Raw genomic sequence first — 15,771 nt, 5'->3', positions numbered from 1 at the left:
GCGTTGGTCAAGGCGGTTGAGCGGCCATCGTTGGTTGCAAGGCTTGCTGGACCGCAGTCAAGTCGTAGCGTGGTCGACTCAGCGCTCCCGGCAGAAACCAAGGCAAATACTCGCGATCGGTGTGCGGTAAGCCGGCCGATGGTTCGGCGGTCTGTCGCGTCACACGACCTATGCCGGTTATGACTCTGCAGCAAAGAATCGTCGATTAGGGAAAACCCGCTTCCGATCCCTGATGCAGTGACACCACCTTGGGATTGGTTTGCTGCCCCCAAGCCGTCATTCACGCGAGACCCCACGCAAGCACTCGTCAAGGAAGGCTTCGGAATGCATCAATTGAATCTTAGACGTGCGATCCAGCTCGGGATGCTGGTCCTCGTATCTTCGTCGGCTGCGTCTTCATCAGCGACGGCACAAACTTATACCTCGACCGATACCCCGTTGCGGATCCCACCGGCCGGCACGACGGGGCAGACGATCTCTTCGATCAACGTAACCGATTCGTTCGCGATCGCGGACCTTGACGTCAACGTTGACTACAACCACACCTTCAACGCTGACTTGGCCGCGACCGTCACCTCGCCAAACGGAACTTCGGTCCAGCTTTTTGATGGCGTCGGTGGAGCCACGAACGCTCAAAACGGTGGCTACCGCTTTGATGACGATGCGACCGGTTCATTCCCGGTCGGATTCCCCGCGACAAACCAAAGCTACCAACCCCAACAGGCGTTGTCGGCATTCAATGGTGAGAACGCTCAGGGAACATGGACCCTGACGATGATCGATGATTTGGGCGGAGATATTGGAACGCTGAATTTTTGGCAGCTCTTTTTTCTTTCGGCAACTCCACCAACCGATGCCAGTTTCGCGGATGTTCTGGCAAGTGCATCACTGTTAGAAATTCAGGCGACGAGTCAGTTCATCGATTTATTGGCCGACCGACTTCGTGGCGGCGTGACCACGAATGCCAGACAATACGCGATGCAGATGTCCCAGATTTCTGCGTCTCCGCAACCGTACGAACAACCGTTCCGTTTGGTGTCAACAGCCCCGTCAGACTCGGGCATTCAACAGGTTTCTTATCACACCAATCCCGTCTATCACGCTCGAAAAATTTCGAAGAACAGCGCTTGGGTGTCCGGCTATGGGGCCCAAGGTTCGGTCGACAACGGATTTCAGTATGACTTCGCCGGGGTAGCGTTCGGAGCCCAGCGTCAACTCGATTGCTTTACCGCGATCGGACTGGCGGGGAACTACTATGGCGCTGATGGCTCGCGTGGTTCTGGGAACGTCGACCTCGATACGCTTGGGATCGCCCTGTATGGTTCGCGTCGATTGAGATCGAACATGTACTTGACGGGGATCTTAGGATTCAGCGACGGCGACTACGACACATCGCGTCAGACCAACACGGGGTTAGCTTCTGGCGAAACCGACAGCGACGCGTTTCAGAGTTACTTTGAACTGGGCCGGACATATCGATCGCGCGGTTGGACGCTGCAGCCGCACGTTGCGTTTCAGTACATCGGTGTCGACTACGACGGTTACTCTGAAACGGGGGCAAGCGTTTCGAATTTACAGATCGCTGACGACAATGTCGATTCGGCTCGGGGAATCTTGGGCGCCAGCGTATCGCGAAACCTTTGCGTTCTCGGTGGCACGCTCGCACCGATCTATCGTATCGCTTACACGCACGAATTCGCCGACACCGATCAAATTTTGGTCGGTCAGTTTGCCGGAGCGAACGGGCTACGAATTCAAGGGGCCGAACTAGGCCGAGACTTCTTAGATCTCGGTGTCGGATTCGGCTACGCCGCTCGCTGTGGTGTCACGCTCTACGCAGACTACGACGCCCAGTTCACGTCCGAACATGACCAACATACCGGTCAGGGTGGGATGATGTTCGCTTGGTAGCCAATGGACTACAAGCGATCCTGGTCTGATTCCGGATCGGGGTCGCTCCCCAGGGCGGCGGTCGACAACTGGGCGATCACGTCTGGGAATTCATATCGAATTGCGATCTGGCGAGCTTTATCAAAGCGTTTCTCGGCAATGTAAAGGTCCAGTAACGCTCGCCAGGCATCGCGATTGCCGGTATCTGAATTCAACAGTCGTTCGTATTCGGCGATCGCGTTCGCCGGCTGCTTCAGTTGAACGAATGTCTCGGCCAATTTCTGCCTCGCCTGCCGGTGGTTCGGCTGTTTCTTCAGGACTGTTTGATACAACGGTAGCGCTTTCTCGGGAGCACCGGTTGCCCCGGCAACGGCAGCCAGATTCAACAGAGTTTCGGTGTGTTCGGGGTGAAGCGAGGCGGCTAGTTTCCAGTGTTTAAGCGCGGCAACGGCATTGCCCGTCTTTGCATACGCGCTACCGAGGTTGCAATGGGTTTGCGCGAGTAGTTGCGGTGACGCTTGCATCTGAAGCGCGCGTTCGTAAAACTCGATCGCCTCAGTGTATTGCTTCGCCTTCAAGTTTTGATCGGCGATGAAGTGATAGCGGCGATGACTTTTGACCGCTGATTCGACCGCCCACAGCAGTGGGTCATACGGAGCATAAGGTTTTCGATTGGCAACGCTGTTTTGCAGCATCGATTCTGCTTCTTGCAGTCGGCCCGCTCGTCGATAGACCATCCCCAGTATGTACTGAATGCTACCTGCGCTAGGATCAAGTTGACTCGCTTGCCGCAAATGTTCGATCGCGGTAACGAAATCCTCTTGCTGTTCGGCAATTCTGCCGAGTGAATAGTGGGCGAAGGCGTGGTTTGGAGTGATGGCCAACACCTTATCGAACCACGCCTTCGCTTTGCTTGGTTCACCTTCGTTCAATTCAAGTTCGCCGATCCAGCAAATCGCTGCCAATTGAGCATCGAGCACCGCTGGACTTTTCGGATCGATTCGCTTCAACGCTTGTTTGAAACTGGCTTTTGCTTGGCTAGTTTTGCCTTCCAGGCGTTCGAGATGTCCGCGCAGGAATGGCCAGCGATAGTTCGCCGCGTCGCGAGTCTCGGATTGCTGATAGCAGAATCTCGCCGCATCATAAAATTCCAAGCACTGGCAGATCATTCCAAATTCGCCATACAAATCCCCGGCATCTTGATCGGCGATCACTTCGAATCGTTTTTCGAGCCCCGCGATCTGTTCGCGAGCAGCCGATTCAATCGAAGGATCACTGATCCGTGGCACCACATACCGACCGACTTGTTTAAAGATGTTGCAGTCGAAGGAAGGTAAGGAAATACCAGCGTGTTTCGCCTTCTTCGGGCAGTCCGACGAATCAGACATCGTATTGTTGCACTGCTGAACCGTACCATCAGGAGCGCATCCGACCGGCATAATGGAAGCGGTGACCAAGCAAGCAATGCTGGTCGCGCGCAAGAGAACACTTTGACGATTGGCAAAACGGTTCATCGTGTGACACCTCCCTGGTCGACCTTGATCGCGACCGCAATTCCTGATTCGATTGTTCCGCTTCCTTGACGAACAATGGAGTAACGCCCTTGTGGTGGGGCAGGTAATGTTTCGGTGCTCCCGTCAGGCCAATGAATTTCGAGCTCAATCGCGCGGACGCCTGTGGGAATCCCAAACAACACACGCGGGTCACGGGAACTGCAATAGCTGCCGTCGCGATAGGATCGGCGGACAAGGGCGTGCCCGTCGCTTAATCGCAAAGTGGCTTTTGTTCCGAGCTGATGTTGTTTGCCATCGGCATCGAGTAATCGCAGACCGATCCAAGGATTTCGATGTCCGACTTCGTTCCGGTAGAGCCTCGCCGGGCCGTCATTGTTGGTTACCAGAAAGTCCAAATCGCCGTCGTTGTCGAGATCACCGAATGCCAGTCCTCGGCTCATTTCATGTTCGCCGAAAGCACCGGGCACAAGGTGACTGACATCCGAAAAGTGATCGCCATGGCTGACAAACAATTGGTTTGGCTGGCCTTTGGGAAACGCAGCTTGAGTCGTGACCGCCCCGTTTTCGCGTTTGACGGTCCCGTTAGCGATGGCGATATCGAGACGTCCGTCGTTATTGAAATCGATCCACCCAGTTCCAAAGCTTGTCATCGTTTGACTTGGTCCGGCCAATCCAAACACTGTTGTCCGATCGACAAACCCGGTCGTGCCTTCGTTCTGATACAAGGTGTTCGTTTCGCCAGTCAGATGGGCGAGAAACAAGTCTTCATCGCCGTCGTTGTCAAAGTCTGCCGCGTCGACCCCCATGCCGGCTTCGGCGGCACCTACGGAGTTGAACGCACAGCCATAAAGCAGGGCGACGTCTTCGAATTGACCGTTGCGTTGATTGATCCAAAGTCGATTTTCGCTACCGTCGTTGGCTACATAAATGTCGACCCAGGAATCGCCATTGAAGTCGGCACAGGCGACACCGAGGCCGGCACCGTAAAGCGAAGCGATTCCGGCCTGAGCAGAAACGTCGACAAAGTTTCCGTGTCCATCGTTGCGGAATAATTGGTCCGCTTCACCGGCATAGCTATTGGGACCGCAGTAGTCACGACGTCCACTCGCGCCGTAGCATGGCTTATGCGAGTCGGCGGTGTAAACAACGTAGTTGCATAGATACAGATCCAGCCATCCGTCGCGATCAAAGTCGACGAACGTTGCACTCGTACTCCAACGTTCATCGCTTACACGGTCCAAAGCTAACCCACTCGACAAGGTTGCATCGGTAAAGGTCCCGTCGCCGTTGTTGCGTAAGAACTGGTTGCGTCCAAAGTTCGTGATGAATAGATCGATATCACCATCACGGTCGACGTCGCCACAGGTCACTCCTTGTCCGTAACCGGTGGTCACATCGATCCCGCTTTGATCTGTCACGTCGGTAAATTTCCACGGATGGTTGGAATCACCTGGGACCGAGTCGTTTCGGAAGAGGCGATCGCTGACCGAATGAGACTTGGCGGGGCCGCTTTGGACCAGGTAAACGTCCAAGTCGCCGTCATTGTCGTAGTCGAACAATGCGGCTCCGCTTCCGACAATTTCATTAAAACGATAGTCGAGGGTGCGTCCGGCTTGGTGTTGAAACTCGAATCCGGTATCACGCGAAACTTCGGCAAACGCCGCAGTGACGACGACCTCGGATGAAGCTGAATTCGATGCCGATCGAATGTGCGGCACCGGATGCGTTTTTTGCCGTGCTTGTATTTCTGGCGTTGGCTGGGGATCGGCGGGCCGGCAGCCAACTATTAACGCGATGACGACACATAGTAAATGCGCCGGCGACACCGACATCACGGTCGATATCGGGCGGTGAGGATAGGGCATAGTCGAGGCCAGACGGCGGGTCAGCAGTCAGTGGGGCAACGGCCGGTGGGGATGGGGGCACCGGTGACCCGCCGATCCGGTCTGAAGAAACCCGGAGAGGCGAGTGTAGTCTCGCCTATAAAAAGAAATCGACCTCGTTGGCAAGACCAAACTTCAGCCCCGAACGTCCGACCTTGCCGCGATGGGTCACGATGCTATTGTCATGCGACACCGAACAAGGGGCGTCGATCGCGTCCCAGTGATTGTCGGCCTGTCATTGTCATCGGCCGCCCCAATCAGAGCATACCCGGCGTTAGGTTATCCTTGCTTCAACCATTGGCGAAGCGTTTTGAGATCTTTCTCGATCGCCGTGATGTGCTGCGGAACAAGCTCTGCGGGATGGTGATCGATGTATTCTTCGTGCAGTGAAATCGGACCGTGAAACTGATCCTTTCGCAGCATATCGAAGAATTTCGCTTGCACCAATCCTTCGCCGAGTGGAACATTTTTGACTTTACCATTGTCCCAGGCAAAGTCTTTCACATAGACGGTGTCGATATGGTCGCGGATCATTCGATAGGTTGTCGGCCAACTCGTTCCACCTTCGACGGTGGCATGCCGAATGTCATAGGCCATCCCGATATCAGAGGGGGCGATTCCTTCGAGTACTTGGTCGAGATCCCAGATCGATGAACCCATGTAATTGACGCCGGCGTGATTTTGGTACAGTCCGGTCACGCCGTAATCATGGTTGACAGCGGCGAGGTCTTTGAACTGGCTTTTCCAAGACGCGATATGGTCAGCGACCGAACGATCGTTCGAGTACTTGACGTATTTCATTCGGTAACGCTTGATCCCCAGCGTCGCCGCCGTTCGAATCACACGTTCAGTCGCAGGATCGCTGGCATCATTAATATCCGATGCCATGACGGTGACTTGAAGGTTGTGCTTGGCGAGGGCTTCGACAAGTCGAGGCAATTCGTCGACCACATTAGCCGGATCGATGTGGCCGCCTTTGCGGATCGGTGCTTCAAGTCCATCGAAGCCAAGTCCCGCTATCTCCTCGGCGAGTTCCTCGAACGACAGCGAATTGAAGGGCTTGGTGAAGACGGCGAGTGGGTTCGCTTGGCTCTGTTCGTCGTCCGCACTTGCCGTTTCGGCGACCATTCCCGAAGCAAGCCCGGCGGCGGTCAGAGCAAGAAAACGTCGACGGTCGATCGGTGACATAAGGAGCCTCAAAAGTCGGCAGGGCAGAGCAGGGGAGTGGGGGATTGAATCCTGGATCGTGTCCATCCCCAAACGGACGGCCGCGATCGCCCACTATGGTACTCTGAAATTCGCCGCGTTGCCGTCACCAATTCGTCTGGCAATCGAATCCTCGGTGCGCACCATTGATGCACTATCGATAGCGTCGCAGGTCGAACGTCACCGGGAAATCGTTTGGCGAATCGACCGGAGGCAGATCCGGAATCACCATGCGTCCGCCGGTCAGAGTCCCCGTTTGGAAACGGGCCGCACGTCGCGACTCCGCTTCGTTGGCGTTGATGGGGAAAATGTCGTGCGAACGTCCGCTGGGGTCGGCCGCGTGATAGCGACAGCCGCCAAGCGAGTGATGTGTAAATCGGTCGACGATGTCAAATTGCAATGGCACATCGATCGGGATTGTCGGATGCAAACATCGCGGCGGTTGCCATGCTCGGAACTTGATCCCGGCTAGGTATCGCCCCGCGACTTCTGATGGATGCATTGGGATCCGCCGTCCGTTGCACAGGATTGCGTGCCGGGCGGGATCGAATCCGTCGACACAAACCTGCAAGCGTTCCAGTGATGAATCGACAAAACGCGCGGTGCCTCCGCCGGACGGTTCTTCGCCCATCAAATACCACGGTTCGATCGCGTTCCGCAGTTCCATCTTGGTATCGCCGAAGATCACTTCGCCGACCAAGGGGAAACGAAACTCATAGTGCGGTAGGAACCATTCGTGTTTAAGACTGATACCGAGGTCCGCGAGTTTCGAGATCAAATTGCCGAGGTCATTCCAAACGAAGTGCGGCAACATGAATCGATCGTAAAGCGCCGTGCCCCAGCGGGCCAACGGTGCGCGGTAGGGGGTTTTCCAAAACGCAGCGATGATGCCTCGGATGAGCAATTGTTGGGCGAGGTTCATTTGCGAGTTTGGCGGCATTTCAAAGCCCCGAAGTTCGACCAATCCCAATCGTCCACTACTGGAATCGGGCGAATACAGCTTGTCGATACAGAATTCGGCTCGGTGTGTGTTTCCGGTCAAGTCGACTAGCAAGTCACGGAACAACCGATCGACGGTCCATGGCATGATTGTTTGGCCTTCACCATAAAATCGTTCCATTTCACGCATCGCGATTTCGATTTCGTACACGCTATCGCGACGGGCTTCGTCCATTCGCGGCGCCTGGCTGGTCGGGCCGATGAACTTACCGCTGAAAAGGTACGACAGGGCAGGGTGGTTGTGCCAAAACCGCAGCATGCTTGCGAGCAGGTCAGGACGCCGGATGAAGGGACTGTCCGTCGGTGCTCGACCTCCCAAGACCACATGGGCACCGCCACCGGTTCCGGTGTGTGTGCCGTCGATGTCAAACTTTTGAGCGGTCAATCGACTTTCTCGGGCTTCGCCATACAGCGTTTGAGTCAGGTCAACGAGTTCGCGCCAAGAGCCGGTTGGTTGGACGTTGACTTCGATCACCCCCGGGTCCGGTGTGATCTTAAATAATTCGACGCGATGATCCTGCGGCGGAAGGTAGCCTTCGAGGATGATCGGGATGTCAAGGTCAACACAGGTTTCTTCGACCGCCGAAAGTAGATCGAGGTAATCTTCGAGTCGCTGCGTCGGCGGCATAAAAACATGGATCCGGCCGTAGCGACATTCGACGCACAATGCAGTCGCGATGACTTCGCCCTTTTGATCGTCGTCCTCGGCTCGCTCTTCTTCGTTTTGTCGTTGCTCGACCTGTTCGATTCGTTTCGGGTCGTGACGGATGATTTGCACCGAAGGCAACGGATTGCGGGGTGCGAACGGATCATAGGGGAGCGAACTGGTCGGGCCGGGACGAGATCCGACCGGCAAACTATCCAGCGGCAAACGTAGGCCGATCGGCGAATCGCCCGGAATGACAAAGATCTTGCCACCACGAACCGGCCACCGACCGCCGACCCAGCCCGGATGCGCCTGCCACCAAGCTCGGCGTAGTGGCATCACAAACCCAACGGGCTTTCCCATCCCTTGGGTGAACGTCCGCATCAGCATGGCGCGTTCGTTGGGGTCTTCCAATTTCGGATCAGTTGGGTCGACGTCGATCGGAAGTCGTTGTTCTTTCCAAAGGTAATGAAAGACGTCTTCGTACACCGGCAGGGTCACGCGGGCTTCGATGCCCAAGACGCCGGCAAGGTGTTTGACAAAGCGATCGGCGTCGTCGTGCGTAAACTTGTAGTCTTTGCCTTCGTCGGCGATGTACTTTGGGTTTTGCCAAATCGGTTCGCCGTCGGGACGCCACATGCAAGTCAGTGCCCAACGCGGCAGCGACTCGCCCGGGTACCATTTGCCTTGCCCGTAGTGAAGCATCGCTCCGGGCGCCATCTTGTCACGCAAACGTAGCAACAGCACATTGCTGAGCACACGTTTTTCGACTCCAACGGCATCGGTGTTCCATTGCGGATCGTCGGTGTCATCGATTGAAACAAACGTCGGTTCGCCACCGACGGTCAAACGAACATCTTCGTCATCGAGGACTTGATCGATGGCGTCACCGGCATCAAGAATTTCCTGCCACTGATCGTCTTGGTAAGGTTTGGTCGTTCTGGGCGATTCGACGATCCGCGTCACGTTCATTTCGTGCGAAAATTCGACTTCGCAAGGCTCGTGGCCACCGGTGATCGGGGCCGAGTCCTGGTAGTGCGGTGTGCACGACAATGGGATGTGACCTTCGCCGGCGAGTAAACCGCTGGTGGGATCGAGCCCGACCCATCCGGCACCTGGCAGGAACACTTCGGTCCACGCGTGCAGGTCACAAAAATCGGCGACCGGGCCCTCGGGACCTTCGATTGGCTTTTCGTCAGGGGCGAGTTGGATCAGGTATCCGGAAACGAACCGCGCGGCCATGCCGATGTGTCGGAATGCTTGGACGAGCATCCACGCCGAATCACGACATGATCCGCTGCCCAGGTGCAGGGTTTCCTCGGGAGTTTGCACGCCCGGTTCGAGGCGGACCGTGTAGTTCACCGAACGCTGAGCGTACTGATTGACATGAACCAAAAAGTCGATCACCCGGTCGCTTTCTTTGGGGACCTCCCGGAGCCACTGTTCCAGCAGCGGCGTCACGGGGTCGGCGTTCAAGTACGGGGCGAGTTGTACTTTGACGGCAGGCGAGTACTGAAATGGCCAGGACTCGGCGCCCTCTTCGATGAAGAAGTCGAACGGGTTGATCACCGTCATGTCGGCTTGCAGATCGACGGTGATCGAAAACGCGGTCGCCTTTTTGGGAAACACCAAACGCGCGACGGGATTGGCAAACGGATCTTGTTGCCAATTGATAAAGTGGTCTTCGGGTTGGACCTTAAGATTATAGGAAACGATTTTCGTTCGGCTGTGATAGGCCGGTCGAAGCCGTACCAGTTGAGGTCCTAATCCGATGGGCTTGTCGTAGCTGTACTTCGTCTTGTGATGAAGAGCGACTCGGATCGTCATGAGGTTCCAGGGTTGTGAAAGTAGTCGCGGCCGAGCGATTCACCGATGCCATTGAGTTCCGATTGCAGGCGATCGATAAAATCGTGCATGCCGCCGGCAATGACTTCCTTGACATTGGTGTTTCGCAGTCGATGACGTAAGGCGGAGATCTGTTGTTTCGCTTCGCCGGAATGCTCCGCTCCGGAGACTTTTTCGATTTCCCGAAGCGACCAGTCGGCAGCCGAAACGCAGTAGTAGACACTGCGTGGGAAGGACCGATGGAACAAGAAAAAGGCGACGATCTTTTCGACGTCGACCAAGTGATGTTCCCGGCGATAGGCTTCGAATCCGCTGATCGCCCGTAGCAGCGTCGACCATTGCAAGTCATCGACGGCCGTGCCGACGTCATCAACGCTGGGCAGGAGGTTGAAATACTTGGCGTCAAGAATCCGCGAGGTCTTATCGGCTCGCTCGAGCATTCGCCCCAGGTTGATAAACTGCCAACCCAAGTCATGAGTCATGGTGTTTTCTATCACGCCGCTCCACATCAACGTTTGATTGCGGACATGTTCGAAAAACAGTTCGGTCGGATCACTGGCAAGTTGAGGCGTGCTGCTGTCGCAGACGAAGTGGTAAAAACTGTTTAGTTCACGAAACGCTTCGGTAGAGATGACTTCACGAACCCCGCGTGAGTTTTCACGAGCCGCCCGCAAGCAACTCAACATCGAATTGGGATACTCTTCGTCAAACGCGAGGAACTGAACGACCTTTTGGCGATCCGGTTTTCCATACTTGGCGGTGAACCATTCGTTGTCACCGGTGACTTGCACCAGCGGTTCCCACGGGTCAACGATGTAATCCGCCTGTTCGAGCGTCATGTTCAGCGTCACTTCGATGAAGCGGGCCAAGTTTTCGGCCCGCTCCACCTGGCGGCTCATCCAATAAATTGATTCGGCGACTCGGGAAAGCATGAAGTCAGTCGTAAACCGGGTGTGGATCGAAAAGTGGAAGCTATCGTGCGTTTGGCGATGCGTTTGCAGCGTAGTTGTCCGTCGATGGAACAGTTCGTTCGAAGGACAGGCGTGCGAGTGATTTATGATCACTCCAATTGCGGCGTCACTCAATCAGTCGACCGCCGGCCGGCGGGTGTTAGCCCGGTGATTGCACCGGAACCGTGGCTAACGCCATGCGGCTAATCCTAAAATCAAAGGTTGAGGAAACATGGCACTAGATTGAATCTGGGTTGGGAACTGGTTTGATCCCGTTCTTGGGTGACGCGACCGGTTGTCCTTCTTCGGCGACGACCCAGGTGTCCTTGCTGCCGCCCCCTTGGGACGAATTGACCACCAGCGAGCCTTTGCGGAGTGCGACACGGGTGAGTCCACCGGGAAGCACCCAAACATCATCTTGGCGCCGACAGAGAATATAGGGTCGTAAGTCGACGTGCCGGCCTTCGAGTTTTTCGTCGATCAGTGTTGGCACACGTGAAAGTTGAAGCGTCGGCTGGGCAATCCAGTTGCGCGGATCTTCTTTGATTTTCGCCGCATACTCGGCACGCTGTTCGGCCGTCGCGTGCGGACCGATCAAGACACCGTAACCGCCGGATTCTCCCGCTGCCTTGATAACCAACTTGTCCATGTTGTCGAGCACATACTTGCGGTCATCATCTTTCTGGCAGACATAGGTCGGGACGTTGGGTAGGATCGGTTCTTCGTCCAAGTAGTATCGGATCATGTCGGGAACAAAGGCGTAGATCACTTTGTCGTCCGCGATCCCGGTTCCCGGAGCGTTGGCGAGACTGACGTTCCCGGCACGGTAAACGTCCATCAGTCCGGCGACGCCCAGAACGCTGTCCTTGCGAAACGTTTGAGGGTCCAAGAAGGCGTCATCGATTCGCCGATAGATCACGTCGACCCGTTTCAGTCCCCCGGTCGTCCGCATGTAAAGAAAGTCGTTCTCGACGACCAAGTCGCGTCCTTCGACCAGTTTGACGCCCATGTTCTGGGCTAAGAACGAGTGTTCGTAATAAGCGCTGTTGTAGATCCCGGGTGTTAGCACCACGACCGTGGGATCATCGACATGTGGCGGGGCGATCCCGCGAAGCAATTCGAAGAGACGCCAACTGTAGTCAGACACCGGTCGCACCCGCGATGATCCGAAGACCTGCGGGAAGTTCCGTTTCATCACGTGCCGGTTCTGAAGCACATAGGAAACCCCCGACGGACATCGCAGGTTGTCTTCGAGGACGTAAACGGTCCCCTCGTTGTCGCGAATCAGGTCCGTTCCCGTGATGTGACACCAGACGTCGTTAAAAGGTGCCAATCCCTTGCATTCTTTTAAGTAGGCCGGCGAGCTTTCGATCAGCACGCGCGGGATCACGCCGTCGTTGACAATCGCTTGTTCGTTGTAGATGTCGCAAAGGAATCGATTGAGGGCGCGAATCCGTTGCTTCAATCCCGCGTCGATGTGTTTCCAAAGCACGGCGGATACGATGCGCGGGATGACGTCAAACGGAAAGATTTTTTCCGTACCCGCCGCATCGCTGTACACGGTGAACGTGATCCCCATCTGGTACAGCGACTTTTCAATGGCCTGTTGCTTACGGAACAATTCCGCCGGTGTCAGGCGATTGAACAACGAGACTAGTTCTTCGGTGTACGGCCGAGATAAATTCCGTTCGTCGACAAGTTCGTCGTAGAAACCATCGGTCTTATAGTCCGGCAGCGATGGTATTGAAGATTGGGATTGGCGTTGAAACGATTTTCCAGAGACTTGTTCTTGCATAACGGCTCGGTGAGACTGCAATAACTCGCGGACAATGACACACGCATCCTGCATCTGGGCGACTCGTAGGACCAGACAGCGAACTCATCGCTGTCTAGCATAACAGTGTCGCGCGTGACGCGGTGTTGCATGGTTGCTCTGTAAACACATCGTCGTGTTGAAAGAGCACGGTTGAATGTTTCGTTTGCCGGTCGCCACGGAAATCGGTTTTAAAATCCTGGTTATCAGCACACGCTAACATTCTCACGGGTCCGCCAAGTCCCGAGGTCAAAACTAGTGTAAACAAATCTATGAACGATCGAGTCAATCGGCGGGCTCCTTTCAGTTTGTGGCGGCTGGCGTTCCCAAAAGCGCCCTGTAAGGTATCGCTGCTGGTCCCCAGCGGTCGGGAATTCTTTTTGGCCGACGTTTGGCGATTTTGATGCGGTTGGTTCCAATGTTGGGAACTGTCGATCGTGATTTTTACTGTCTTTTTCCATAGGTTCGGCCGAATTGCGTCACGACATGTTTCGACGTTTACCGGTGTTTTCTCTGATCACTGCCGTCGTTGCCGCCGCGGTGTTGCTGACCAGTGCGTTCGCCCATTGGGATATCCCCGAGACCGGTCAAGGCGCCCTCGGGTTTGTGATTTTGGCGTCGTCGCTGGCCGACGCGGTTCGCTTGTCACAAACGACCAGAAAAAGTCGATCGGGGCAGGGCGGGGCGGACGACGACTCGGAGGCTTTGGCACTGCTAAAGGACGACGAATTACGGCAGTGGCTCGAAGAACAGACCGATCAGCTTCGCTCGGAATCAAAACGACTGGCCGATCGTTCGCTCGCACTGCAGCAGTGGATGCAGTTTCCTGATGCGATCGCGTTTCGATCGGATTCCGATCACAACGGCGCCCGCAACCGCACGGATTCTCGAGTCGACGATCGCGATCGACTTCCGAAAGAAGCCTTTACGATTGCGGTCGACCCACTCGCCTCACACGATCAAGCATTGATGAAGCTAATCGATGCCAAAACACGTGAATTGTTCGAGAATATTAAGAACGACACCTACCGCGAAAAAACGGATGCGGGATACGCTTTTAAAACCGAGCAGATTCGCGACGACCTATTCCAGCTAGTTTCTGATGTTGCGGCGATTTATCGACCCGATGACCCCGCACCGCTGTTGCGTACCAATGTCGAGGCAATTTCCAGGGCGACCGGTCGCGCGTCACTTCGCTTACTTGTCGCGATCGAAAGTCTGCCGGTGTCGCTGGCGACTTACGACTTTCAGTCCATCTATAAATTAGTCACACAGGCGGTCAAAACGTTCGGCCTGTATAAGTCTGCCAAGCCATATCTGGATGTCGCATCAACGATGTGGTTGGCCGGACGGATCGTGATCAGTACCAATCCGATCACAATGGCCGCATGGTGGGCGGCCAGCAAGGCGACGACCTATGGTGCATCCAAACTTGGTCAGCATGTGCTCGATCAACAAGCGGTCGGGTTGATTCGACAGTTAGTTGAAATCGTCGCCATCGAAGTCGCTTCGATCTATTCCCCGATGGTTCGCTATCGAGATGTCCATTGGGTTTATGGCGTCGAACTGGTTCACTTGGCGAGTCAACTTCATCTTTCCGATGCGGCGAAGTTGGAAGCGATGCGGCAACTGGCAGTGCTGAATTTTAAAGACGAGTATGGCCGAGTTGCACTGATGCGACAGTTGGCCAATGGCGCCAGCTCCCGACCGGCACAGTATCGGCCCGCACAGTCACTTTCGCCCGCCGATCGAACAATCGTGGCCGAAAAATTAGAAGAGTTTCTGCTGACACATGTGTTGACCGGGGCGAAACTCAGTCGCAACAACGCCGAAAAGATCGAGCAATGGCAGGTCGCGACCGGCGAGCGACTAGAAATCCAGTTCCGGGCCGGTCAGGTCGATGCGGACGAAAAGGAGCAGCGACAGCGGGCCGTTTGGGCGCTCGCCTCGTTTGCACTCGAACACCTCGGCGACGAGCCCGATGCATTGGAAGCGACATTGCGTTCAACACAGGTTTGGCAGGGGGTGCACACCGATACTCAGGTTCGCTATCTCGAACAATTGATCGAGCAACCGCCGTATCTTTATCACCCGCCCGAGATCGCTCCGAAGAGTGCATTAGCCGCAGAGTTCCTGAGCGACCTGGCATCGCTCGCGGCTCGTTTAGGCGGCATGATCGCCGATGTTGACAGTGCCAAGGAGGCGGCCACACGTTTGACCGTCGGTCAGATTTTCGAAATGCCCCGGCAATCACGTGAAAGTGTGCTGCGTGTCACGGCCTACTTTCTGCGTTCTGATCCCGAAGTGGTCGTGGGGCAATGTCGCAAACTTCGGTCCGAGTCGCTGATCGGCCGTCAACTTCCACCGGAAGTGGTCGAATCGGGGGCTTGGCTTTGGGAGTCTTCCGGTCAGCCAATTCCGGTTCCACTCTTTCATCAAGCCAAGTGGACTTCACAAGCTGACGATCAGTCGGCACCGAAGACCGCTGCCGTGATCCGGCTCGGTGATCTGCTCGTTTGCTATGCGATCGATCCGTCGCCCGCGAATCTTGAGATTCAAATTCTAAGTTGTTGCCCACGAGCTGAAGTTCGGATCAACAAACTCGCCGGCTATATTCGCAGTGATTGTGAATTGGTTTTTCCCGATCGTTCGGTGGTCGTTTTGCCAGGAAGCACGTTTGGCAGCTACGACGAATGGTTCGCGGGACTGGTGAATGCATGAGTCTCGATTCGTCATTCGCTAACATTGGTTTCGGGCCGCCATGCACGGCGTTTGGAATGTTGCCCGGTGCCTGGGATCACGTCCGTGTGCGGATGACCTGCGTGGATGACCTGTGCTGGGGCCGGCTCGTTGCCAAGAGATCGCCCTGATCGCTCAATCGTTGTCTTTTGCTCAACGAAAAGCATTGCTAGCAAGATGAACCGATCGACGTCGTGGAATTCCTCTTCCTGCGAATTGGAAGTTTTTCCTAAAGTCCATCGACAAGGCGGCCGACGGGGGCGTCTTGAGAGCTCGTCGATCGTAT

At 55.5% G+C, this 15,771-nt stretch carries 9 protein-coding genes; 2 read left to right on the top strand and 7 right to left on the bottom strand.

All coding sequences use genetic code 11. The annotated features are described in order from the left end of the window. Positions 1 to 7 precede the first annotated feature (7 nt). The gene (locus tag FYC48_RS27840) at positions 8 to 163 is read right to left on the bottom strand and encodes a hypothetical protein (protein WP_160149584.1); all 156 of its coding nucleotides are present in this window, start codon (positions 161 to 163) and stop codon (positions 8 to 10) included. Between the two features lie 161 nt (positions 164 to 324). On the opposite strand from FYC48_RS27840, the gene FYC48_RS16860 reads away from it, so the two are divergent. Further along, complete coding sequence (locus FYC48_RS16860; RefSeq protein ID WP_160149583.1) at positions 325 to 1,911, top strand: autotransporter domain-containing protein; 1,587 nt, start codon at positions 325 to 327, stop codon at positions 1,909 to 1,911. An 8-nt stretch (positions 1,912 to 1,919) separates the two neighbouring features. Here the strand turns inward: FYC48_RS16860 and FYC48_RS16855 are convergent, their stop codons facing one another. The 6 genes from FYC48_RS16855 to FYC48_RS16830 form a co-directional block, all read right to left on the bottom strand. Then, entirely contained in the window at positions 1,920 to 3,404 is a 1,485-nt protein-coding gene (locus tag FYC48_RS16855) for a tetratricopeptide repeat protein (protein ID WP_149497901.1), read from the bottom strand. Next, complete coding sequence (locus tag FYC48_RS16850; protein WP_160149582.1) at positions 3,401 to 5,122, bottom strand: CRTAC1 family protein; 1,722 nt, start codon at positions 5,120 to 5,122, stop codon at positions 3,401 to 3,403. Before FYC48_RS16850 ends, FYC48_RS16855 begins: the two co-directional genes overlap by 4 nt. 444 nt (positions 5,123 to 5,566) lie before the next feature. After that, positions 5,567 to 6,475 carry a sugar phosphate isomerase/epimerase family protein gene (locus FYC48_RS16845; protein WP_149497899.1) on the bottom strand — a complete coding sequence of 303 codons (909 nt, stop codon included), beginning with the start codon at positions 6,473 to 6,475 and terminating at the stop codon, positions 5,567 to 5,569. Between the two features lie 172 nt (positions 6,476 to 6,647). Beyond that, positions 6,648 to 9,965: a transglutaminase family protein gene (locus FYC48_RS16840; RefSeq protein WP_149497898.1), complete on the bottom strand. Its 3,318-nt coding sequence runs from the start codon at positions 9,963 to 9,965 to the stop codon at positions 6,648 to 6,650. Continuing rightward, positions 9,962 to 10,915 (bottom strand): alpha-E domain-containing protein, encoded by a 954-nt coding sequence (locus tag FYC48_RS16835; RefSeq protein WP_149497897.1) that lies wholly within the window; start codon positions 10,913 to 10,915, stop codon positions 9,962 to 9,964. The genes FYC48_RS16840 and FYC48_RS16835 overlap by 4 nt, the downstream gene beginning before the upstream one ends. 256 nt (positions 10,916 to 11,171) lie before the next feature. After that, entirely contained in the window at positions 11,172 to 12,728 is a 1,557-nt protein-coding gene (locus tag FYC48_RS16830) for a circularly permuted type 2 ATP-grasp protein (RefSeq protein ID WP_149498195.1), read from the bottom strand. Positions 12,729 to 13,232: 504 nt separating this feature from the next. On the opposite strand from FYC48_RS16830, the gene FYC48_RS16825 reads away from it, so the two are divergent. After that, positions 13,233 to 15,467 (top strand): hypothetical protein, encoded by a 2,235-nt coding sequence (locus tag FYC48_RS16825; RefSeq protein WP_149497896.1) that lies wholly within the window; start codon positions 13,233 to 13,235, stop codon positions 15,465 to 15,467. Positions 15,468 to 15,771 lie beyond the last annotated feature (304 nt).

Source organism: Roseiconus lacunae (genome assembly GCF_008312935.1).
Taxonomy (GTDB): domain Bacteria; phylum Planctomycetota; class Planctomycetia; order Pirellulales; family Pirellulaceae; genus Stieleria; species Stieleria lacunae.
The sequence above is the reverse complement of the archived record's forward strand: the minus strand, read 5'-3'. Positions and strand labels throughout refer to the sequence as shown.